The sequence below is a fragment of the Planococcus halotolerans genome (assembly GCF_003289955.1).
Classification (GTDB): Bacteria; Bacillota; Bacilli; order Bacillales_A; family Planococcaceae; genus Planococcus; species Planococcus halotolerans.
Genome location: NZ_QLZR01000002.1, coordinates 787,699 through 809,520, shown reverse-complemented (window position 1 = coordinate 809,520; position 21,822 = coordinate 787,699). Strand labels below are relative to the sequence as shown.

Here is a 21,822-nt window from a genome sequence, read left to right as displayed (position 1 = left end):
GCGAAAAGCGAAAAAGAACGAAAGAAATCAGCGGTAAATTGCCGAACGCCTGAATAAATCACTGAGCGCCTGAATAATTTCCTGAACGCCCGAATAAATCGCTGAGCGCCCGATTAATTTCCTGAACGCCCGATTAAGTCGCTGAATGCCGATATCTGCTAATATCAATCCACCAAGATGCGAAAAACAGCTGCAAAAATCTGATATTAGCTTATAGTGGGTCCACTTTTCCAAAAATATTAAGATCAACCCCCATAATGCATGCTTTTCGCAGGCGAAAAGCGAATAAAGCAGAAAAAAATAGTGAAAAGCCGGTCGCTAGCTGACTGGCTTTTATTATTTTATATAGATAGTCATATTTACGCGGTTGGCTGTCATCACGTTGCGACTTTTTAACATTTTTCGATTAAAAATTCCATTTATTGTTTAATGGTCCCGCGATGCGGGAAGAATTTCTTATCGTACATATTGAGGAGGAAATATTTTGGATCGATTTTTGCAGGGCATTGCTGATTTTTCGGCATGGTTGTGGGGGATTCCGCTCATTACCATGTTATTGGCGTCGGGTCTCTACATGACTTTTAAATTAGGGTTTTTTCAATTTCGTTATTTCGGATACATAGTGGGACAAACATTCGGCAGCATTTTCAAGAAGCCGAAAGGTGAAGGGACGGTCACTCCGCTTCAGGCGCTGACTTCCGCGCTGTCATCCACAATTGGAGCGGCAAATATTGTCGGCGTGCCGGCGGCTATCATGTTTGGTGGTCCCGGTGCGGTTTTCTGGATGTGGGTTATTGCATTGATTGGTATGGCTTTGAAGTTTTCGGAGAGCGTACTGGCGGTCGAGTACCGCGAAATCAATGAAAAGGGCGAGTATGTCGGCGGCCCGATGTATTACATGACGAAGGGCTTGGGGATGAAATGGCTGGGTGTCTGGTTTTCATTCGCATTGATGATTGAACTGATCCCGAGCATCATGGTGCAGGGAAATTCGGTGGCCAATACGGTGGAAGCGTCGTTTAATATTCCGCCGCTTTGGACGGGGATTGCGAGTGCGATTCTGGTATCTATTGTTGTTTTCGGCGGCATCAAACGGATCGGGAAAGTTACTGAAATCTTCGTGCCGTTCATGGCATTGTTTTATGTCGGCGGGGCGTTCGTGATTCTTTTGATGAATGTCAGTGCTGTGCCTGAATTCTTTATGCTGATTTTCAGCAATGCGTTTTCTCCGGCTCCTGTCATGGGTGGTTTTGCCGGAGCGGCGATTGTTGAAGTTATCCGCTGGGGCTTTGCCCGCGGTCTTTATTCCAACGAGTCGGGACTTGGTACTGCACCGATTGCCCATGCAGCGGCGACGACGGACCATCCCGTGCGTCAGGGATTCTGGGCAGTTATCGGAGTGGTAGTTGATACGTTGATCGTCTGTACGGCTACTGCGTTTGTGGTCTTGTCTTCCGGTGTCTGGATGGAAGAAGGGGCGATGGAAAATTCATCGGCTTTGACGACGTTGGCATTTGAATCGTATTTCGGTACATTCGGCGGCATCCTGGTGACGATTGCACTTATTTTCTTCGTGTTTTCAACCATCTTAGTAGTCATCTTTTATGGTGCAAAGCAGGCCGAGTTTCTGTTTGGGTTGAAAGCGTCCTACGGAATCCAAGTGGTTTACATTTTGGCAGTGATATTGGGAGCAGTCGGCGCAGCTGAAGTGATCTGGGGCTTCCTGGATATCATGCTCGCGGCAATCCTTATTCCTAACTTGATCGCCATTCTGCTGTTGAGCAAAAAAGTGAAACAGCTGAAAACGGAGTTCTTTACATCGGACAAGTATTATAAGAAAGATATGAAAGAGAAAAAAGCGGCAAAAGCGAGATAAGCAGGACTTGCAAATAGCCGTTCGACATCGGATGTATACAATAAAAATGCATGAAGAATCCGCATTTCCTAATAGGGACGGTTCTCTTCATGCATTTTTATGCTTTATTGTAAATTGTCATAATTAAAGATGTAAATGCTAATATTTACGAAATTCCTTGAAAATTTTTTTCAGAAAAACATTATATCATAGTTATTTTCTTACAAGGTTTCCTCTTTATATATTTTCGACGATAGCCAGTAACTGGCATTGAGTGGATTATTGCTAATCAGATTGAATACCCATTCATTCACTTGGAATTAACGCGGCTGTAGAGGTTTCAAAAAAAGGAGGTAAGAATTTTAGTAGGTAAAAAGAGTGAGAGAAAATATTTTTACCAGTCTTTAGCCAGTTACTTTTCTGAATGATTTATAGGTTGAAAGTATACAAGAAAAACAAATTAATTTCTGAATTATAAGAATTTTCAATAGCTACTTTACATATTTTACCCAGTGATATAGGTTAATGGTATTGGTAAATGAGCTTTTACCTTATACATTTTTGCTCTTTGTTGTTAATCGTTTATCTTTTAAGGGGTGTATTGTAATTATTCATTTTTTGGAGAAGAAAGAAAAAATAGAAGGAGTGGGTGGAATGGCAGGAACGGATTCCCTGGCATTGACGGCTGAGACCGACAACGGATTTATGGGCACCGAGGTGGAATTGGACACTGAATTTTTGAAGCTTCATAAGAAACGGCTGATCAAAATACGCAAGAGTTCCCACGCACGGGCAAAATTGTCACTGGAACTTACAATTCCCTTGAAAATATTCCGTGATGACATGGAAGCTGTCAACGAAGCTGAAATCTTTCTTCTTCCAAAAGAACTGCCGGTTTTTACGCAGGCACTCATCCGGCACCCGATTTTACTTCCTATCAGTTTTTCGCAGCACATGTCAATGGAACGCGGCATTTATTGCATTCGCTTAAAATCTCAGGAGCCTTATGAAGATTTTGCTGCACGCCTATATGCAGCGCTTCGCAAACTGGGGTAGAAGAAAGGGGCAGTGATCCGGACTCACTGGCAATTCACAAGTAGGAAAATCATTAGCTGAATCGCATTTCGAATGGCAAGAACCTGAAACACTGTCTCGTTGAAAGTCATGGACTGCTGCTTTTAAGCCAAATGATTATGATGAACCATACTTAGGAGGATGAATCGGATGACTGTTATAACTAATGAAGCAACAAAAATGGATGGCCTGACTAAAACGTATTTGGAAATGTACGTGGAACATATCGATGGATACAAACAATATAAACTGGAGAAAACTTCCGGGAACCTTGAAGCACTGCAGGTCGAAGGTATTGAGGAAGCCGCGAATTAAGCTGGCGATAAGCGTAGTAAAATATAAATAAATACATTAAAAGCCGCGTCTGAATCCCCAATGCCAGGGTGTCGGACGCGGCTTTTTCATTTCTTTTTCTACTTCACCAACGCCGGTTCAAAAAACTCCTGATACAGTTCTTTCAGGATTTTTGTCTCGTCGTGTTTCAAGACGCCGAACACCAGGCTGACTTCAGACGACCCCTGGTTGATCATTTCGATATTGGCACCGGTGCGGGCAATTGCACTGGCGGCGCGTGCTGCCAGGCCGATTGTGTGGTTCATGCCTTCGCCGACGAGTACGACCATGGAAAAGTCGCTGCGGATATGGACATCATCGGCATGCATTTCGGTTTGGATGCGCTGGACAATGCGCGCTTCTTTTTCCGGGGTCAATTGATGGCTGCGGATGATGACCGATAGATTATCGATGCCTGACGGAATGTGTTCATATGAAATTCCTTCATCTTCCAGAATCTGCAGCAAATTCCGGCCAAAGCCGATTTCGCGGTTCATTAAGTATTTGCTTACGTACAATGTGGAAAATCCGCTGTCAGCTGAAATGCCAGTGACGGGCCGTTTGCTGTAATCGCGTTCTTTGACAATCATCGTGCCAGGGGCGGCAGGGTGATTGGTGTTTTTGATGCATACTGGAACGGATTCCTTGAAGGCGGGCATTAAGGCTTCGTCATGGAAAACGGCGAATCCCGCATAGGAAAGCTCGCGCATTTCCCGGTACGTCATCTTTTCGATTTCGACGGGATTGGCTACGGTATGCGGATTGGCTGCAAAAACGCAATCGACGTCGGTAAAGTTCTCATAGAGTTCCGCTTTCACGGCAGCCGCTAAGATGGAACCGGTGATGTCGGAGCCGCCGCGCTCGAAAGTGCGCAGCGTGCCGTTTTTGGTGAAGCCGAAGAATCCGGGGAATACGCTGACGGCTTCACTGTTTCTGAGAGTGGCAAGGCGCTCGTATGCTTCCGGCAATGCCTGGGCGCGCTTCGGTAAGTCGTTGACGATCAATCCTGCATCACCCGGGTTTACATACTTGGCCTGCAAGCCGGAGGCAGCGAAATAAGCGGCAATCAGTTTCGCGGAATTGTCTTCGCCGCTCGCTTTGATGCGGTCCATATATAATTCCTGATTGCTTTTATCAGCACTCAATCGATTCCAGAGATCGGTTTGGATGGCTCGGATGACAGCGGGATCAAGATTTAACTCTTCAGCGATCTGGGCATACCGCTGTACTACTTTTTCAAGCGGCGCTTCGACCCTTTCACCGGCAAGTGACGCCCTGCCAAGCTCGATAAGAAGGTCGGTAACTTTGGTGTCACCGCTGAACCTTTTGCCGGGAGCTGAAACAACGACAATTTTACGGCTTGGATCGCTTTGGACAATCGCCGCCACTTTTTTGATCTGCTCTGCGCTTGCTACGGAAGTTCCGCCGAATTTACATACTTTCATCTTATCAAGTCCCATCTTTTTCGGAATGGATTAAGGGTTGTTTTAATTTAGATACAATACTATAATGTCTTTATGGGAAAGACAAGTGTTTTTTCACAGTGTACATAATGTAGGGGGAATGGTCAATGAAGAAAGAAATTTCAATCGGCTTGTTGGGGCTAGGAACAGTGGGAGAAGGCGTGGCGAAAATTTTGCATCAGCACCAGCAGGATTTACGCCATAAACTGGGCGCAGAAGCTGCCATCAAAAAAGTCCTGATCAAAAACAGGAAAAAGGAACGGATGGCTGTTCTTGATCCGGCTGTCTTTACGACTGATATTGATGAAATTTTAAACGATTCTTCATTGGATATCATTGTAGAAGTGATGGGTGGAATCGAGGGCGCCAAGGAAGCGATTGAAAAAGCGCTTAAAGCAGGCAAGCAGGTGGTCACAGCCAATAAAGATGTAATGGCGGAATTCGGTCCGGAGCTGTTGAAACTGGCGGATGAACAGAAATGCGATTTATTCTATGAAGCGAGTGTGGCAGGGGGCGTTCCCATCATCCGCACATTGGAAGATGGACTGGCTTCCGACCGGATTACAAGTTTAATGGGAATTGTCAACGGCACGACAAACTTCATCTTAACGAAAATGAAAAAAGAGAATATGACTTACGAAGCGGCATTGGCCGAAGCGACACGGCTGGGATATGCAGAAGCGGATCCTTCGGCGGATGTCGATGGATTAGACGCCGCACGGAAGATGGTCATCTTGTCATCGCTGGCGTTTTCAACAGTTGTCCATTTGGATGATGTGCTGGTACGCGGCATGAAAGAAATACGCGACGGCGATTTGGAGCTTGCGGAAAAATTCGGCTATACGATGAAAATGGTCGGATCTTCAAAGAAGAACGATGAGGGCATCGAAGTGGCAGTAGAACCGATTTTCCTACCTGATTCGCATCCGCTTGCAGCGGTCAATAACGAATTCAATGCCGTATACATACACGGCGACGCTGTCGGCGAAACGATGCTTTACGGACCCGGTGCCGGATCGCTTCCTACAGCGACGTCGGTCGTTTCGGATATTATCGCAGCTTGCCGCAACCTGCAATTAGGAGTCAACGGCAAACGTGCCCACGCCGCTCAGCATGAACGCGTCATCAAACCGGACAACAGCTGCTATGCGAAATATTTTTACCGTTTGCTTGTGAAAGACGAAGTGGGTGTGTTATCCGAGCTGACGTCCATTTACAGCAACAATGATGCAAGCCTGCAATCGGTCATGCAGCATCCGGCAGAAGTCGACGGCAAAGCGGAGATTATTTTATTGACCCATCGGATTTCAAGGCAGCAGCACCTGGATTTACTCCGGAATTTAGAAGGGACGGCGAATATCATCAGCCATTACCGCATCGAAGGGGAGGAAACAGCATGAGATGGCCTGGATTGATTGAACAATATAAAGAATGGCTGCCGGTAACAGAAAAGACACCGGCATTGACGCTTCAGGAAGGACATACGCCCTTGGTCCATTTGGAGAAATTATCGGAACTATGGGGTATCCAGCTGTACGTTAAGCTTGAAGGCGCAAATCCGACGGGTTCGTTCAAGGACCGCGGCATGGTGATGGCAGTGGCCAAAGCGAAAGAAGAAGGGAAGACGGTATTGATCTGTGCATCGACAGGCAATACATCCGCTTCCGCTGCTGCCTACGGGGCGCGGGCAGGCATGCGGACAATCGTTGTCATCCCGGAAGGGCGCATAGCGCTCGGGAAATTGGCACAGGCCAAAATGTACGGCGCAGAAATTTTGGAGATCAAAGGCAATTTCGATGAAGCTCTTCGTATGGTCAGGGAAGTCGGACAGGAAGCGGGCATTGCGCTGGTAAACTCCGTCAATCCGTATCGTCTGGAAGGCCAAAAAACGATTGCGCTCGAAGTGATCGATCAGCTGGACGGGGTGCCGGATGTGTTTGCACTGCCTGTCGGCAATGCCGGCAATATCTCGGCTTCATGGAAAGGGTTCAGTGAATATGCGGCGAGAACGGGTGCGGAACGCCCAACTCTTCTCGGCGTGCAAGCGGCGGGGGCAGCTCCGATCGTCAATAACGAAGTGGTCGATAACCCCGAAACAGTGGCGACAGCAATACGTATCGGGAATCCTGCCAGCTGGCAATTGGCGTTAAACGCATTGGCGGAATCAGAAGGAACTATTTTAGCGGCGACAGATGAAGAAATTCTGGAAGCCTACCAATTGATTGCGGCGACAGAAGGGATTTTCGCGGAACCGGCATCGTGCGCTTCGATTGCAGGCATTAAAAAGCAAGTGGAAAATGGCATGCTTGCTAAAGGTTCAACGGTAGTGGCCGTGTTGACCGGCAATGGCCTGAAAGATCCGGATACGGCGATTTCGGTCAATGAACATAAAGCACTTCTTGTACCGGAAGATATGGAACGCTTTTGGGAGGATTTAAAGAAAGGTGTGAAAGCATGAGTGTGAAGGATTTTTCTGTCATGGTCCCGGCATCCACTGCTAATCTCGGACCGGGATTCGATTCGATCGGCTTAGCACTGGACCTCTGCATGACTGTCCAAGTCACCAAAGCTTCCGCCTGGTCGGTGGAATATTTAACGGAAAGCTATCAATCCTTATCCGGCACATCCGATAATTTGCTCGTCACGACAATTCAATATATAGCAGAGCGCTACGGCAAAGAAATGCCAACAGCAAAACTGGAAGTGACAACCGATATTCCCCTCGGCAGAGGACTTGGCAGCAGTGCATCAGCCATCGCCGCAGGCATCGAAATTGCGGATCGTTTGCTGGCATTGGAATTGTCGATGCAGGAAAAGCTGGTCATCGGCACGGAATTGGAAGGCCATCCGGATAATGTCTCGGCTTCATTGCTTGGTGGATTGACGATTTCCCATTGGGATGGAAAAGAGCTGGCAATCAGCCATATTAAAAACGTGGATATTGCTGCCATCATCCTGGTGCCGCCAGTTGAATTTCTGACTGCCGAGTCCCGAGGCTTATTGCCGCAGGAACTTCCATACACTGCAGCCATCCAAAGCAGTGCGGCGGCCAATGTGTTTTCCGCTTCGGTCGCTGTCGGTGACTGGAAAACCGCTGGCCGGATGATGGAAAACGATCAATTCCATGAGCCTTTCCGAAAAGGCAGATTTCCAGACTTTGACGACATCCGAGCGACCTGCAGAGAACATGGCGCTTATGGCTCGGTAATCAGCGGTGCGGGGCCGTCTTTGTTCATCGCGATTGAACCGGGACAGGAACTCCAGCTGGCATCAGTATTGAAAGAACAATATCCGCATTACGAATGCCTTGTTACCAAACCGGCTCGCAGCGGAACCCGGTTTTGTGAAAAAGTAGTGTGAGTGATGGAACGTGAGTCCGGTATTATACCGGGCTTTTTTTATTGGGCATTAATAAAAATAGACTTCACAATAAAGTGACATATTACCCATGAGTAATACGTTATTTTTTAAAAATGCAGGGTGACTCAGGGGAAAAGTAATGATATGATTATCTTTATTTATTGGAATATTCAGTTTTTTAAGTAGATTTGATTGTGTTAATAGGAAAATATAGAAAGAAGGAGTGCAAAAAATGTTCCCAGTCTGGAAAAGGATTTTCGATGTTTCGGTCTCTTTGGCAATTATTGTCACGTTGGCGCCTATATACCTTCTATTATGTATTTTCATCAAACTGGATTCCCCAGGACCGATTTTATTCAAGCAAAGGCGCATTGGAATCTGGAAAAGAGAATTCCATATTTTAAAGTTCAGGACGATGAAAATCGATGCACCGAAAGATATGCCGACCCACCTGCTGGAGAAACCGGATGCTTACATAACACGTTCAGGTAAATTTCTGCGTAAGACGAGCCTTGATGAGCTGCCTCAATTCCTCAATATCCTGAAAGGGGAGATGAGCCTCATCGGGCCGCGGCCGGCTCTGTGGAATCAGTTCGATCTTATTGAGGAGCGGGATAAGTACCAGGCGAACGACGTGCTGCCGGGTTTGACGGGATTGGCACAGATCAACGGGAGAGACGAACTGCCGATCGAAGTAAAGGCGAAGATTGACGGGGGGTACGTCGAGCACATGAGTACGATGCTGGATTTAAAGATAATGGTGTGGACTACTGTGTACGTATTCAGGAGGGAAGGGGTCAAGGAAGGGGAAAAAGCTGCACCGAAACTATAAACATATAATAATTGGAAAAAGCGCTTAGGCAAGGCTATGATTTTCGGTAGATAGTAATGCGTGAAGAACCTGAAAAATCCAGCAATGGAGCGGGTTCTTCATGCATTTTTGTTTTTTCTTTCAGATAGCCATCATCGTGCAGATGGCTATCTGTCAACTCCATGCTATTTGACTATAATGTTGTTATTCGGTATTCTTAATAACTATATATCAAATAAATCGTTAACAGGAGGCAACATGAAGAAAGCTACAAAAGTCTTTTATATCACATTTGCGCTGGTGATCTTAACGGTCGTTTTCGGTGTTGCCGCACCTGACATTTTCGAAGAAGCCACAGGCAACATAAGATCGTTCATCAATACAGCTTTTGGCTGGTATTATCTCGTGATTATGGCTGTGCTTTTAATACTGGTATTTGTCATCATCGTCAGCCCTTACGGAAAAATCCGTCTCGGCAAAGACCGTGACAGACCGGAATTCTCCACGATTACCTGGATGGCTATGCTGTTTTCAGCCGGAATGGGGATCGGGCTCGTCTTTTACGGTGCATCCGAACCTTTATCGCATTTTGCAAGTCAGCCTGCGACGGCAGAAGCGGGAACAGATGCCGCGTTTAAGGAAGCTCTTCAGCGTTCGTATTACCACTGGGGTATCCACGTTTGGGCTATGTATGGCATCATTGCGTTATCCCTTGCCTTTTTCCAGTTCCGCAAAGGCGAACCTGCGTTAATTTCGTCCACATTGAAACCCATTTTCGGAGACCGCATGAACGGGCCGCTCGGCACATTAGTCGATATTCTGGCTGTTTTCGCAACTGTCTTCGGTGTAGCGACTTCGCTCGGTTTCGGAGCTGCACAGATTAATGGAGGAATCTCCTATTTATTCGGGGTACCGCAAACGGAATGGATGCAATTGGTGATCATCGGCGTCGTCACTTTGCTGTTTATCATTTCCGCCTGGTCCGGATTGAATAAAGGAATCAAGTATTTGTCGAATACCAATATGGTATTGGCCATCACCCTATTGATTCTTGTATTGATTCTCGGTCCGACGATTCTTATTTTGAATATGTTCACCGAAACATTCGGAGGATATCTTCAGAATCTGATAAGCCTGAGTACCCAGTCGGCTCCGCTTAATGCGGAAAACCGCAACTGGCTCGATGGCTGGACGATTTTCTACTGGGCATGGTGGATTTCCTGGGCGCCATTTGTCAGCATGTTTATCGCACGTGTCTCCAAAGGGCGCACCATCCGCGAGTTCCTGATCGGTGTCGTGCTGGTACCGACCATTTTCGGCTCATTTTGGTTTGCCGCTTTCGGTGTAACAGCAGTCGATATTCAGAAAAAAGGCGTGGATTTAACGGCTCTGCCGATTGACCAGACGCTTTTCGGCATGTTCAATGAAATGCCGATGGGAATGCTTCTCTCCATTTTAGCTATTCTGCTGGTCAGCACCTTCTTTATCACATCCGCCGATTCAGCGACTTTCGTGTTGGGAATGCAGTCAACAAACGGTTCGTTATTGCCAAGCAATCAGATCAAAATCCTGTGGGGCGTTGCGCAGTCGTTGGTTGCGGCAATCCTGTTATGGGTTGGCGGACTGGCGGCTGTTCAGAACACGATCATCATAGCGGCGCTGCCGTTTTCGTTTGTCATGATTCTGATGGTCATTGCGTTGTTTAAAGCATTGAAAACAGAATTGGCTTCGATGAAGCTGAAAAAATAACAGAAGATAAAAATGGCCGCATCCGGGTAATTTGGATGCGGCTTTTGTAATGAAATTTTATTCATCATTGTTTTTCACTGCTCAATGGAATGATCGGATTTTTCTCAAAAACCACATAATCTTCACGTTGAAGCTGCGCGATGGTTTCATTGTCCATTAATCCTAAAGCCTCCAGTTCGGATATGCTGACGGCAGCGGGGTAGCTACGACGTTTTAAGTTGCCGAACCTTTTTTTATTGTACAGCCGGTTCATAGAGAGGATGACGTAAAAGACAATGAAGATGGCGAGCCCAAGAATCACCAGATTACGGATATCACTGTTGATTGTATTGAAGGATGCATTGACGATTCGTGTCAGGCTGTTATCGAACCCGAACGTTGCCGACAGGAAAAAGATGACGACAAGCAGGCTGTAGCCCCAGAAAAACAAGGTGAACAGAAGGTCGATGCAGGCGTGGAACCAGGAGCGGTTGCCGACGATCAGGAAGTTTTCTTCTTCATGCCGCGGTCTGGGCTGTGCCATACTGCATAACCTCCTTTCAGACGGGATGAGATGGCGCGCGGAACGGCTGCCATGACGACAGCTGTGTTAACCATCCAGTAAATGGCCGGATACCAGGCTGCCCAGAAATAGTATTTTAGTACAGGGTTGTAGCGGGAATCGATCAGCAGCGCGACAAATAACTGGATCAGACTGATGAATACCAGTGCAAACGAAGTGATGGTGAACCAGATGAGCATCTGTTGAAATGTTTCAGCGGTAAACAGCAGCAGCAAAGTGACGAATAGCCAGCAGAACGCCCAAATGATGCTGATCCATTGTTCAAGGTAGATCAGCCAGATTCTTCGTTGCTTCCAGGTGAACAGGACGCGCCAATGGCGTATAATGACTTCCTGTCCGCCTTGAGCCCAGCGTACAGGCTGTTTCCATATGCCGGACAGGGTTTCGGGTACGAGCATCCAGCAAATGGCGCGTGGTTCATAGCGGACATCCCAGAATTTTTTCTGAAGTTTCCAGCTGACGGCAATATCTTCCGTAATCATATCGCGGTCCCATAGGCCGACGTCGACTAACGCTTTTTTCCGGAATGCCACAACGACTCCGGAGACGGTCATTACTTTCCCGAGCAGACGCTGCGTCCGTTTGATCGCGCCGATAATGGAGGCGTATTCGTCCAATTGCATTCGGCTGAGCAGGTTGTTGCGGTTGCAGATCGCCGGATTGCCGGTAACAGCTCTGAGCCTTTCACCGCATTTAAAGAAATGATTGATCAGATAATAAGGGGCAGTATCGGATAACAGGGCATCCGATTCGACGCAGACGAGATATTCGGAGCGGGACGCGAATAAGCCGACTTGCAGGGCATTCGCTTTGCCGCGGTTTTCCATCAATTGAATGGCTCTTACACTTGGGTGCCGCTCTGATAATTTCTTTATCAGTTCACTCGTCCGGTCTGTCGATCCGTCATTGATCAAAATGATTTCTTTTTTTAGGATATGACAGTCCCGTAAGGTTTCGGACAGTTTCTTCAATCGTTTCTTCTTCGTTATAGCAGGGAACCAATATGCTGATCATCGGCCAGTCGATTTCCTCAAAATTCAATGTATCGTTTTTCTGCTCTTTTGTGCGGATAAAAAGAATCGATCCGGCCATCCAAAAAAATTCATGGATGTCCTCCTGTAAACGTTTCACGTATAGTTTTATCTCTATTACTATACTCGAAAAGTTATGGAAGTATCATTAAAAATTTGATAAGTTTTATAAATAATATGAGATCTTGAATAGAGAGGGTTATCAGGGCGTTTGGGACTGCTCTTCTACCCGGGTCCAGCTAGCATAGAAGAGTTTTTGATCGGAAGAGGACAAAACATGTATATCCTGCAAAAACAGTATGTATGACAAGTTATGGAATAATAGTTATGCGCCGTTAGTAAACGGGAACTTCCTTTTAAAAATTTGTCAGCGAAGTTCCACCCAGCCGTTTTTTAAAGCTTGGACGACAACCTGTGTGCGATCTTTCAGGCCCATTTTCCTTAAGATGGTGGAAACATGGTTCTTGACCGTCTTTATGCTGATATCCAAAGCTTCGCTCAAAGCTTTATTGCTGCAGCCATCTGCCAGGAGTTGCAGAACTTCAGCTTCACGGGCCGTGAGAAGATGATATGGCATTTTGATTTCTGTTTGAATGAAAGCGCCTACATTTTCATCGAGGGCAAGCCTGTTGAACTCAGTCAAAAACTCCTTCGTGATTTTCGGATGGAGATAAATCCCTCCATTGATGACCGTTTTTATGGCATCGGCAATGGAAGCGGAATCCATTGCTTTCAATAGATAGCCGGAAGCTCCCGCTTGAATAGTCTGGGAGACATAGTGGAAGTCATCCAAAACTGTGAAAATTAGTACGACTGACTGCGGAAAGTGCTGAATAAGTTCCCGTACTGCTTCGATTCCATTTTTTCCTGGAAGATTTAACTCGGTTATAACAACATCAGGCTGATGTTCCTTATATAAAGGAAGAAGTTGTTCTCCATTTTCCCCTTCAGCTGCTATATGTATCCTGGAATCTGTTTCCAGGACACGCTTCAGACCTTCGCGAAAAAGAGGATGCGGTTCAATGACTAATACATCGATTTGTCGAACATAATTTGAATTCATTTGTAAGTGGTTCTCCTTTTAATGGTCTATTGACTGAAATTATATGATTACCAATATAAGTATAACACAAAAAAATTTGTATAAATTTGTATGTTTATTGGCGACAGAAAGGTACCTGAATTGTAAGACTATAAATAAAAATGAACAGCCCTGGTCATCCAAGTGATTGTAGCTTAATACACGATGAATTATCAGACATTTCGTTCCATTGTTGCTATACTGTTTAAAATCTTTTAAAAACTGGCTGCAAGAAGGTGATTGGAATGCTGGAAGAATTGATCAGGAAATGGTTGAAGAAGATAAAACAGGAGTGGAAAACGGCTTTTTTAGCAGCGGCGATTTTCGGGTTGCTGACGCATCTGTATATTTTCACAAATTACATGCCGCATCACGATGGCATCCTCAGCATTTATACCCCGCAACAGGGATTTCAGATGGGACGTTTTTTCCTGACACCATTCAGTGGAATCGGCTCTTATTTTGATCTGCCCTGGCTCAACGGTATGCTGTCTGTTTTCTTCTTGGCGTTGACTGCAGTCGCGCTGACGGAACTTTTTCGGTTGCAAAAGACACTATCTATCATTCTGACAGCCGGACTGCTCACCACTTTTCCGGTGATTACTGCCACACTGTCGTACACATTCACAGCTGACGGCTATATGGCGGCTTCGTTTGTGACGGTGCTGGCACTGCTGGTTGCTTCGAAATACAAATACGGGTTTCTGCCGGGCGCATTCTTGCTGTACATGGGCGTCAGTGTCTACCAGGCCAATTTTCCATTCTTGCTGACTGCGGCTACAGTGTTTCTGATCAATGAAATTCTGTCTTACGGCATAAATTCGAGAAAAGTTATAAGTTATATTGCCCGTTTCGGGTTATTGTCTTTAATTGGCATGGGACTGTATTATCTGACATTCAAGCTCTATACGGATGTTTTCTCAGGGGAATTGCTGGAGTACCAAGGCGTGGATGAAGTCGGCAGCAGTTCAGCCGGTGTTCTCGAAATTATCCCGCTGATAAAGGAAGGAATGGTCGAGTATTTCTTCAGGGGCATTCCGGCGGATGTGCCAACGAATCTGTTTGAAGTGCTGAATGTTCTTTTGTTCATTTTAATTGTACTGGCAATCGTGGCAGCGGTGGTCGAAAAACGGATTTACGAAAGCGGCTGGAAGCTGGCCGTTGTGATGGTATTGTTGTTCAGTCTTCCATTCTCGGCGTACAGTCTCTTTTTTATCTCGCCTGATATCTGGTATCATTTTCTGATGATTTTAGCGGTGATTGGATTTTATCTGTTGCCGGTGGTGATTTACGACAAATTAAAAGTTCCTTCAATATTATTAAAAGTCACTTCCTGGAGTACTGTACTCCTCTTTGCCGTCATCATTTTCAATTTTGCCATTATCGCCAATATCTCATATTTGAATATGGAACTGAAATTCGAGAAATCGCAAGCACTGGCGCTGCGAATTCTTGACCGGGTGGAGCAGACAGAAGGGTTCGATGAAGATACGCCGATTGCAGTTTACGGCAGCGTCCCTATTGAATCGGAAATCTCAACTCTCGTCAGCCAGAAAATTCCGCCGCTTACAGGCCCGCTGCAAAGAATCATGTTGCAGGATGCACGGCATTTCCAGTCAATGATGGACAATTTTTTTGGCGTCCCTTATGAATTTATCCTCGATGAAGAGGATCTCCAGGAAATCGTCCAAAGCGCTGCCTATGAAGAAATGGAAGCGTGGCCGGCTGAGTCGTCCGTCCAGATGAGCGACGGTGTGCTGATTATTAAATTGGAAGAGTAATTGATGAGCATGGCATAGCCGAATAGCCGTATCCGGAAACCTCGCAAGGCATATTCTTCGTTAAAGCAAGGGACCAATATGCTGATCATCGGTCAATTGACTTCATCAAAATTCAATGTATCGTTTTTCGGCTCTTTTGTGCGGATAAAAAAAATCGATCCGGCCATCCAAAAAAGCGCCATAATAAACGGGTACCAAAATACAAAAGCAGTTACCAGGCCGTAGGAGCCTGAAAAGAGCTGGGAAAAATTCATGGATGTCCTCCTGCGAAACGTTTCAAGTGATTAATTCAGCTTTATCACTGTACTGAATTAGAAGAAAACATCAAACTTTTTCTTTCAGTAAATCGTGCAAATGCCGGCAATGGGCAGCTGTGGAATTAGATAAAAGGATACTGTTGCATTACTGCCTGGCTAACAGCAGCATGTAGTAAGGTGTACAGTTGTGTTATACTTTTTAATATAAAAATGCAGTATTTAGTATTAAAGGTTTATCAATTGTTTTTAATAAAGAATTGAACTTCAAAAAAGTGCGATGAAAAGGTGATTTTATGCAAGTTAAAAAAGCGATTATACCGGCTGCCGGCTTAGGGACCCGTTTCCTTCCGGCAACAAAAGCCATGCCAAAGGAAATGTTGCCGATAGTCGACAAACCGACTATCCAATACATTGTTGAAGAAGCGATTGCTTCGGGGATTGAAGATATCATTATTGTGACAGGAAAAGGGAAAAGAGCGATTGAGGATCATTTTGACCATGTGTATGAACTTGAAGATGCCTTGTTGAAAAAAGGCAAAATGGATATGCTCGACTCGATTATGAGCACTTCTAAAGTGGAAATCCATTATATTCGGCAAAAGCAGCCGCTCGGACTGGGGCATGCCATTTGGTCGGCCAGAAAGTTTATAGGAAACGAACCGTTTGCTGTTTTATTGGGCGATGACATTGTGGAGAATCCGGAACCCTGCTTAGCTCAATTGATGGGACAGTATGAAAAAATCGGCAACAGCATTATAGGCGTTAAACAAGTGTCTGACGAGGATACACAGCGATATGGAATTATCGATCCCGTGTCCCGAGACGGCAAATTGATGGAAGTCAATAAATTCGTCGAAAAGCCTGCCAAAGGGACAGCTCCTTCGAATTATGCAATCATGGGCCGCTATATTCTGAATCCTGAAATTTTCGATATTTTGGGTGAGCATACAGTAGGAGCAGGTGGAGAAATTCAGTTGACGGATGCTATTCAAAAGTTGAACGAAATCCAGGGAGTTTACGGTTATGAATTTGATGGCCGGCGTTTCGACGTGGGAGAGAAGTTTGGGTTTATTGAAACAACGATTGAATTTGCATTAAAGCGTCCGGAATTGCGGGATCAGTTACTGGAATTATTCGAGCAAAAGTTGAAAGCGGCTTACGAAAGCCGTCGGTTGTAATCAAGGATTAAGCGCTGATGATGGCTAATATTTGATTTTTCTCAAAATGTTGTCAAAAAAATGTAATTAAATACATAAATTTATGATAGTATGATTAATGGTAATGATGATATTATTGTATCTTTGCAGCACACCGGAGGTTAGTTATGGATGGAATCAAGCTTCCATTCTGATAAAACAGCGGCTTCCGGATTAATGCTTCTAGGCCAAAGCTTGATTGGCGTAAAGGCAATGGAAGAGAGGATTCTTGTGAAACTAATTACTATAATGATACCTGCATATAACGAAGAAGAAGTTTTGCACCAATTACATTCGCGTCTGACGGACGTGTTGAGTGAGCTTGTTGGTTACGAATTTGAAATGCTTTTTGTAAATGATGGAAGCCAAGACCGGACATTGCCAATTTTAAAAGGATTGAGAGAAATGGATCCCAGAATATCCTATGTCGATCTATCCCGGAATTTCGGTAAAGAGACGGCTATGCTCGCAGGTTTCGACCATGCAAGAGGGGATGCTCTTATCATTCTGGACGCTGATCTCCAAGACCCGCCGGAACTTATCCCCTTGATGATTGACTTGTGGGAACAGGGATATGACGATGTCTTTGCGAAAAGAAATTCCAGAACGGGAGAGACCTGGTTTAAGAAATGGACTTCCAAAAAGTTTTACCAGATACTTCAGAAGGTCTCTCATATTGATATTGAAGAAGATACGGGGGATTTCCGCCTGCTTGATAAGCGTTGTGTGGAGGCATTGCGGAAAATGCGGGAAACACAGCGTTATACAAAAGGGATGTTCAGCTGGATAGGCTTCAACAAAAAGGAAATCATGTTTGACCGGGATGCACGTGCTGCTGGCACTACTAAGTGGAATTATTCGAAGTTGTTTGATCTGGCAATTGAAGGGATCACTTCATTTACAACTGTTCCGCTGCGCCTTTCTTCTTTCGCCGGGTTTATCGTCTCATTACTGGCATTCCTTTATATTCTTGTAATTGTTTTCAAAACCATTTTCTTTGGAGAAGAAATTACCGGTTATCCATCTACAATGAGCGTCATACTATTTTTGGGTGGTATTCAAATGCTTTCACTCGGAGTGATCGGCGAATATTTAGGACGAATTTTCAATGAAACGAAAAACAGGCCATTGTATTTCGTGAATGATTATAATGGAGAAAGAAAATTTATCAGTTCGCCGGTGGAATCTTCAGAACGTGTAATTGAAAACCGGGATTATGTCCTGTCATCCATAGAAACTTCAGAATTGACAAGAGAATACCAGTTGAATGAAAAAAAATAGAGAAATAGTCAATTATATTATTATGGGTATTTTAACGACCGGAGTAAATATTGTCAGTTATTACGTATTGACTGAAGCCGGGGTTTTGGATTACCGGATTGCCACTGTGATTGCTTGGGCCGTTTCCGTATTATTTGCTTATGTAACAAATAAGAAATATGTTTTTGGGTCCCGAACTTCCGGCTTGAGAGAATTGCTGCATGAAGTCAGCAGCTTCTTTTTCTTTAGAATACTTTCTTTAGGCATAGATTTCATCATGATGATAGTGTTGGTGGAATTGGTCGTGATGGATGACTTCCTCGCAAAAATCATAGCGAATGGGGTAGTCATTGTCTTTAATTATGTAGTAAGCAAACAAATTATTTTTAAAAATTCGGTGTCAGCCAAAAACTGAACCGGCAGCTGAATAATGAATAAGAAATAGCCGCGGCTTTCGAAGGAATATCGAGAGCTGCGGCTATTTTAGTTATTCACTGAATTTGATGACCACTATATCTCCGAACAGCTGAACAGAACTTTCGGCTGGCCAAGGTTCCATGCTTTCAAATGTGTCGCTGGCGGCAATGAGCGCATATTCGTCCTGGCTGGCAGTTTTGTAGTTGACGCCAAACTGGTTTTGCATCATGTAGAAATAATGATATGGAAGCGGAAGAAGATAATTTCCGCTGGATCCGGTCATACTCGGGATGCTTTGTGGAATGATTGTGTCGGTGAGATTGGATTCAAGTGTGTTTCTGCCGAATATCGCCAGTTTATCTGCTTCCTCAAGTCCATTCACCTGCTCAATTCGGTCAATCACCCGGTTCAAAGCGAAAACGGTACTTTCATATTTCAGGTGAAGATTATAATATGAGATATTCGCTATAATGGCGAAGTTAAATACGACGAGCAGGGAAACGATGACAGTGATCCACGAAAAGCTTTTATTGGTAAATGCAGCGAATGAAAACTTATCATATATCAGAATAGGAAGCAGGTAGAAACTGAGCACTGACAGCACCATTAACATATGGTAAATCACATCGGCCGAAACAAAGTATAGACAGTAGGCCGAGAAAGGCAAACTCAATAACATCAGCACCGTCAGTATGGAAAAGGGAAGGCTGCGATAGACTTTGTTTTGATAAAAAGTCAGGGCAGCCCCCGCAATGATCAACAAAACGACAAAGAGGTTCAGTATTTCAAACAGATTTACAGGCATATCCGTGATAAAGCCCCTGAAGAAAAATGTCTTTACCGAGTCGATCAATTCCTGGACTGTGAGGGAAAGGCTTTGCGAACTTTCACCAATGTTATTAAGCCCCTGGTAATTTGATATTTCACCCGCGAACAGGCGGTTATAAAGGTAAAAAGTGATTCCGTACAACCCCATACCGATGACGGCAGTTGCCATAAAGCGGCCCGTGGTGATTAAAAATACTTTTACGGAAACGTTTTTCGTAAGTGCCTCCATTAAAAGGAAGATGGTGGCCAGAGTCAATAGAAATGGCAAGTTCGCCTGATAGACGCCTACACCCATGTAAAATAAGACGGCTCCAGGAATAAATCCATACTTATACTTTTTAGTGACCAAGAGCGCAAGTGCGGTGACGAGTGATCCTGCCATATAACCATCAGCTGTGAACATATAAGAAAACGTGGCGCTGATGGTCGGGAAAGTGACGACCAGGCCGGACACAAGGAAAATGGAAAGGGCTTTTCTGAGCTCAAAGAATTCTGTGAGTATCACGGCAATAAGGGACAGGTAAAAAATCGCCAGGACACCGATGACTACCGGGATGTCAAAATAAGAGCTGATGCCGGCGAAGGGAGATAAAAAGAATCTGCCCAAACTGAATTTCTCCTGAGGGCTGTATGTATTTACTATGCCATCGTGGTTCGGCAAACTATTTGTGAAAACGAATATGTGGGTAAGTAAACCGATGATGAATGCAGTAAAGAATGCAATTTTCCATTCGGGTTTTATCTGGGTCTTCCACTTGTTCAATAAATGTTCAGGCATGTTTTTCTCCTTTTTCTTGGGATGATGTGGGACGTAAGAGTCTATTATACCAGAAAAACTTTGCCGAATAACATACCTGTGACATGTTCAGTGAAAAGTTTATAAATCAGTGGAAGAGCAGAGAACACATGAAATCCTGGTCTATCGTATGCGGAGGCAGGCTGCCTGTCTTCCTGGTAAATGATTTCTTCAAGAGAAGGCAAAAAAAGGAAAGACCCGGCAATGTTGCCGGGTCTTTCCTTATAGAGTTCAAAGTTAAAATGTCCACCGGTTATTCACGGTTGCAATCAGCACCCATTCACCGTTGCTGTTTTTCTCGAATACTATGTTCAGCCTCTGACAGTCCATTTCCTTCGCCGTGAGCTTTGGCAACTTTCCTGAAGCTTTCATAAATCATCGGGACTGTAGACTTTAGAGATTAATCTCCTCGCAGATGCACCATTGGAAAATTCGTTCCAATGGTCCCTGTAACGGTTGATTTTATTGTAGTCAATATAGGGATCTTTGATGTGAGCAATCACTTCTGCAGTTGTTCTGGCAACCGGGCCAGGGAAGAATGAATCATTTATGGACCACAAACCTTGGGTATCGTTGTATGCTTCCAAATCATAGGTAAAGAATATCATTTTCCTTTGCAATAGAGAGAATTCAACAGGGATGGAGGAGTAATCGGTCACTAAAATATCACTGGCGAGTAAAAGGTCATTGATTTGCGGGTAATCGCTTGCCAAAAGTACGCGCGGATGAACAGGGATCCGGGCTGCTTCATGAACAGAGGGATGGATTCGAATCAATAAGACATGGTTGTCATCAACTGAATCGAGAAAAAGCTTTATATCATATTCCATATTCATTTTACGAAGCCCATCTTTCCGGAAAGTCGGAGCATATAATATGACTTTTTTCCCTTTTAGCTGTGGATAACGGGCATATACTCGTTTCAAAGCCTTTTGCTTTAAGTTTTCGTCAAAGTAAAAATCGGTTTGTGGCACTCCTGTATATAGAAAATGCTTTTGGCTTAGATGGAAAGCTTCTGAGAAGATATCCGCCATATGCTGCGAGCCGACCGGTATATATTGGAACTGATTATAGACTTTTTGAAATCTTTTTTTCGCTCTGGCGCTTCTTTGAAAGGTTTCGGGATCGCTCCAGCCGAATTTTTTTACAGCTCCGGCCGCGTGCCATAATTGTACGCATTTTACTTCTTTTTTAAATTGGACAGCTGCCAATGCCCCTACGTAATTATCGATGAAAACGTATTTTGATGTCGCCAGGTGATAAATGGTATGGAGAAAATCTGATAAGTTTACAGTGTCCGTAGAGTAAAAATTTTTTTGGTCGGTAGGTATGACCGAGAAATCCTCTTTGCATTTAGGGCTGTTTATGAACACAAGCGGTTGCGAACTGGATATCGCTAATTCTCTGCCAATATAAAATGCATTATCTCCAAAAGTGGAAAGGAAAACAGTTTTGTTTTTTAAAGGCAATAATTTAAAAAGTGAAAACAGAAACTTGAATACAGCAAGGTATAAAGCAATTAGGATTTCTTTCATCAGCGTTTGTGGTATAAATCTGTTTTTATTTTTGTTGTGGAGATGCCATCAGTCCTTGGCAGGTATATAACTTGGCAATGAGATGATAATTCGTCGAATTTCCCTTCCCAGTCAGAGCCCATGACAAAAATAGCCACCTGGTTATCCCGGATATCCATTTCCTTTTGGGCCCAGTCATTTTCAGGAATAACCTCATCCACATATTTAATGGACTCCAATAACATTTTTCGGTCCTCATAGGAATGGTAAGCAGCCTTTCCTTTTATGAGATTAAATTCATCTGTTGACAGACCGACTATCAGATAGTCACCGAGCTGTTTTGCCCCTTTTAAGATATTTATATGACCATGGTGCAATAAATCGAATGTACCGTAAGTGATGACCTTTTTCATAGATTAACTCACTCCAGTAAACGTTATTTTATTAAATGTAA

22 protein-coding genes are annotated in these 21,822 nt (G+C 44.4%); 12 read left to right on the top strand and 10 right to left on the bottom strand.

All coding sequences use genetic code 11. From position 1 onward, the window contains the following. The first annotated feature begins 484 nt into the window (after positions 1–484). The 3 genes from DP120_RS08625 (at position 485) to DP120_RS18420 (ending at position 3,244) form a co-directional block, all read left to right on the top strand. Positions 485–1,876, top strand: coding sequence for an alanine/glycine:cation symporter family protein (locus tag DP120_RS08625; protein WP_112223220.1), 1,392 nt, complete (start codon positions 485–487; stop codon positions 1,874–1,876). Positions 1,877–2,509: 633 nt separating this feature from the next. Then, a complete protein-coding gene (locus tag DP120_RS08620) occupies positions 2,510–2,911 on the top strand; it encodes a hypothetical protein (protein ID WP_112223219.1) in 402 nt (133 codons plus the stop codon). Between the two features lie 168 nt (positions 2,912–3,079). Then, positions 3,080–3,244, top strand: coding sequence for a hypothetical protein (locus DP120_RS18420; protein ID WP_165843748.1), 165 nt, complete (start codon positions 3,080–3,082; stop codon positions 3,242–3,244). Positions 3,245–3,342: 98 nt separating this feature from the next. Here DP120_RS18420 and DP120_RS08615 read toward each other — a convergent pair whose 3' ends face one another. Continuing rightward, entirely contained in the window at positions 3,343–4,707 is a 1,365-nt protein-coding gene (locus tag DP120_RS08615; protein ID WP_112223218.1) for an aspartate kinase, read from the bottom strand. A gap of 125 nt (positions 4,708–4,832) precedes the next feature. Here DP120_RS08615 and DP120_RS08610 point away from each other — a divergent pair, with 125 nt between their 5' ends. The 4 genes from DP120_RS08610 to DP120_RS08595 all read left to right on the top strand — a co-directional run bounded on the left by DP120_RS08610 (position 4,833) and on the right by DP120_RS08595 (position 8,917). Further along, positions 4,833–6,125, top strand: coding sequence for a homoserine dehydrogenase (locus tag DP120_RS08610; RefSeq protein ID WP_112223217.1), 1,293 nt, complete (start codon positions 4,833–4,835; stop codon positions 6,123–6,125). After that, a complete protein-coding gene (gene thrC / locus DP120_RS08605; RefSeq protein ID WP_112223216.1) occupies positions 6,122–7,183 on the top strand; it encodes a threonine synthase in 1,062 nt (353 codons plus the stop codon). The genes DP120_RS08610 and thrC overlap by 4 nt, the downstream gene beginning before the upstream one ends. After that, positions 7,180–8,085, top strand: coding sequence for a homoserine kinase (thrB, locus tag DP120_RS08600; protein ID WP_112223215.1), 906 nt, complete (start codon positions 7,180–7,182; stop codon positions 8,083–8,085). The genes thrC and thrB overlap by 4 nt, the downstream gene beginning before the upstream one ends. Before the next feature lie 232 nt (positions 8,086–8,317). Then, positions 8,318–8,917: a sugar transferase gene (locus DP120_RS08595; protein WP_112223214.1), complete on the top strand. Its 600-nt coding sequence runs from the start codon at positions 8,318–8,320 to the stop codon at positions 8,915–8,917. A gap of 34 nt (positions 8,918–8,951) precedes the next feature. Here DP120_RS08595 and DP120_RS18780 read toward each other — a convergent pair whose 3' ends face one another. Then, positions 8,952–9,080, bottom strand: coding sequence for a hypothetical protein (locus DP120_RS18780; protein WP_276310399.1), 129 nt, complete (start codon positions 9,078–9,080; stop codon positions 8,952–8,954). Between the two features lie 74 nt (positions 9,081–9,154). Here DP120_RS18780 and DP120_RS08590 point away from each other — a divergent pair, with 74 nt between their 5' ends. Further along, positions 9,155–10,645, top strand: a complete 1,491-nt coding sequence (locus DP120_RS08590; RefSeq protein ID WP_112223213.1) for a glycine betaine uptake BCCT transporter — start codon at positions 9,155–9,157, stop codon at positions 10,643–10,645. A 64-nt stretch (positions 10,646–10,709) separates the two neighbouring features. Here the strand turns inward: DP120_RS08590 and DP120_RS08585 are convergent, their stop codons facing one another. The 4 genes from DP120_RS08585 to DP120_RS08575 form a co-directional block, all read right to left on the bottom strand. Next, positions 10,710–11,168, bottom strand: a complete 459-nt coding sequence (locus DP120_RS08585) for a PgaD family protein (RefSeq protein WP_112223212.1) — start codon at positions 11,166–11,168, stop codon at positions 10,710–10,712. After that, entirely contained in the window at positions 11,126–12,178 is a 1,053-nt protein-coding gene (gene pgaC, locus DP120_RS08580; protein WP_240611994.1) for a poly-beta-1,6-N-acetyl-D-glucosamine synthase, read from the bottom strand. The genes DP120_RS08585 and pgaC overlap by 43 nt, the downstream gene beginning before the upstream one ends. After that, positions 12,111–12,338, bottom strand: a complete 228-nt coding sequence (locus DP120_RS18690; protein ID WP_240611993.1) for a glycosyltransferase family protein — start codon at positions 12,336–12,338, stop codon at positions 12,111–12,113. Before DP120_RS18690 ends, pgaC begins: the two co-directional genes overlap by 68 nt. 267 nt (positions 12,339–12,605) lie before the next feature. After that, on the bottom strand, positions 12,606–13,301 hold the full coding sequence (locus DP120_RS08575) for a response regulator (RefSeq protein ID WP_112223211.1): 696 nt from the start codon (positions 13,299–13,301) through the stop codon (positions 12,606–12,608). Positions 13,302–13,564: 263 nt separating this feature from the next. On the opposite strand from DP120_RS08575, the gene DP120_RS08570 reads away from it, so the two are divergent. Next, entirely contained in the window at positions 13,565–15,100 is a 1,536-nt protein-coding gene (locus tag DP120_RS08570) for a glucosyltransferase domain-containing protein (RefSeq protein ID WP_112223210.1), read from the top strand. A gap of 92 nt (positions 15,101–15,192) precedes the next feature. Here the strand turns inward: DP120_RS08570 and DP120_RS18415 are convergent, their stop codons facing one another. Further along, a complete protein-coding gene (locus DP120_RS18415) occupies positions 15,193–15,354 on the bottom strand; it encodes a hypothetical protein (protein ID WP_165843747.1) in 162 nt (53 codons plus the stop codon). A gap of 296 nt (positions 15,355–15,650) precedes the next feature. Between DP120_RS18415 and galU the strand changes: the two genes are divergently transcribed. The 3 genes from galU to DP120_RS08555 all read left to right on the top strand — a co-directional run bounded on the left by galU (position 15,651) and on the right by DP120_RS08555 (position 18,228). Next, positions 15,651–16,535: a UTP--glucose-1-phosphate uridylyltransferase GalU gene (gene galU / locus DP120_RS08565; protein WP_112223209.1), complete on the top strand. Its 885-nt coding sequence runs from the start codon at positions 15,651–15,653 to the stop codon at positions 16,533–16,535. A gap of 249 nt (positions 16,536–16,784) precedes the next feature. Next, positions 16,785–17,834 carry a glycosyltransferase family 2 protein gene (locus DP120_RS08560; RefSeq protein ID WP_112223295.1) on the top strand — a complete coding sequence of 350 codons (1,050 nt, stop codon included), beginning with the start codon at positions 16,785–16,787 and terminating at the stop codon, positions 17,832–17,834. A 22-nt stretch (positions 17,835–17,856) separates the two neighbouring features. Continuing rightward, positions 17,857–18,228 carry a GtrA family protein gene (locus tag DP120_RS08555; RefSeq protein ID WP_240611992.1) on the top strand — a complete coding sequence of 124 codons (372 nt, stop codon included), beginning with the start codon at positions 17,857–17,859 and terminating at the stop codon, positions 18,226–18,228. 72 nt (positions 18,229–18,300) lie between these two features. On the opposite strand, the gene DP120_RS08550 is transcribed toward DP120_RS08555, so the two are convergent. From DP120_RS08550 to tagD, 3 genes are all read right to left on the bottom strand, one after another. Next, positions 18,301–19,836 carry a glucosyltransferase domain-containing protein gene (locus tag DP120_RS08550; protein WP_112223207.1) on the bottom strand — a complete coding sequence of 512 codons (1,536 nt, stop codon included), beginning with the start codon at positions 19,834–19,836 and terminating at the stop codon, positions 18,301–18,303. 386 nt (positions 19,837–20,222) lie between these two features. Further along, positions 20,223–21,389 (bottom strand): CDP-glycerol glycerophosphotransferase family protein, encoded by a 1,167-nt coding sequence (locus DP120_RS08545; protein ID WP_240611991.1) that lies wholly within the window; start codon positions 21,387–21,389, stop codon positions 20,223–20,225. Next, a complete protein-coding gene (tagD, locus tag DP120_RS08540; RefSeq protein ID WP_112223205.1) occupies positions 21,389–21,781 on the bottom strand; it encodes a glycerol-3-phosphate cytidylyltransferase in 393 nt (130 codons plus the stop codon). The genes DP120_RS08545 and tagD overlap by 1 nt, the downstream gene beginning before the upstream one ends. Positions 21,782–21,822: the final 41 nt, after the last annotated feature.

Coding starts and splice junctions, on each gene's coding strand:
- DP120_RS08620 (WP_112223219.1), top strand. CDS start 2,510: ATGGCAGGAACGGATTCCCTGGCATTGACGGCTGAGACCGACAACGGA.
- DP120_RS18420 (WP_165843748.1), top strand. CDS start 3,080: ATGACTGTTATAACTAATGAAGCAACAAAAATGGATGGCCTGACTAAA.
- DP120_RS08615 (WP_112223218.1), bottom strand. CDS start 4,707: ATGAAAGTATGTAAATTCGGCGGAACTTCCGTAGCAAGCGCAGAGCAG.
- DP120_RS08610 (WP_112223217.1), top strand. CDS start 4,833: ATGAAGAAAGAAATTTCAATCGGCTTGTTGGGGCTAGGAACAGTGGGA.
- thrC (WP_112223216.1), top strand. CDS start 6,122: ATGAGATGGCCTGGATTGATTGAACAATATAAAGAATGGCTGCCGGTA.
- thrB (WP_112223215.1), top strand. CDS start 7,180: ATGAGTGTGAAGGATTTTTCTGTCATGGTCCCGGCATCCACTGCTAAT.
- DP120_RS08595 (WP_112223214.1), top strand. CDS start 8,318: ATGTTCCCAGTCTGGAAAAGGATTTTCGATGTTTCGGTCTCTTTGGCA.
- DP120_RS18780 (WP_276310399.1), bottom strand. CDS start 9,080: ATGGAGTTGACAGATAGCCATCTGCACGATGATGGCTATCTGAAAGAA.
- DP120_RS08590 (WP_112223213.1), top strand. CDS start 9,155: ATGAAGAAAGCTACAAAAGTCTTTTATATCACATTTGCGCTGGTGATC.
- DP120_RS08585 (WP_112223212.1), bottom strand. CDS start 11,168: ATGGCACAGCCCAGACCGCGGCATGAAGAAGAAAACTTCCTGATCGTC.
- DP120_RS08575 (WP_112223211.1), bottom strand. CDS start 13,301: ATGAATTCAAATTATGTTCGACAAATCGATGTATTAGTCATTGAACCG.
- DP120_RS08570 (WP_112223210.1), top strand. CDS start 13,565: ATGCTGGAAGAATTGATCAGGAAATGGTTGAAGAAGATAAAACAGGAG.
- DP120_RS18415 (WP_165843747.1), bottom strand. CDS start 15,354: ATGAATTTTTCCCAGCTCTTTTCAGGCTCCTACGGCCTGGTAACTGCT.
- galU (WP_112223209.1), top strand. CDS start 15,651: ATGCAAGTTAAAAAAGCGATTATACCGGCTGCCGGCTTAGGGACCCGT.
- DP120_RS08555 (WP_240611992.1), top strand. CDS start 17,857: ATGGGTATTTTAACGACCGGAGTAAATATTGTCAGTTATTACGTATTG.
- DP120_RS08550 (WP_112223207.1), bottom strand. CDS start 19,836: ATGCCTGAACATTTATTGAACAAGTGGAAGACCCAGATAAAACCCGAA.
- DP120_RS08545 (WP_240611991.1), bottom strand. CDS start 21,389: ATGAAAGAAATCCTAATTGCTTTATACCTTGCTGTATTCAAGTTTCTG.
- tagD (WP_112223205.1), bottom strand. CDS start 21,781: ATGAAAAAGGTCATCACTTACGGTACATTCGATTTATTGCACCATGGT.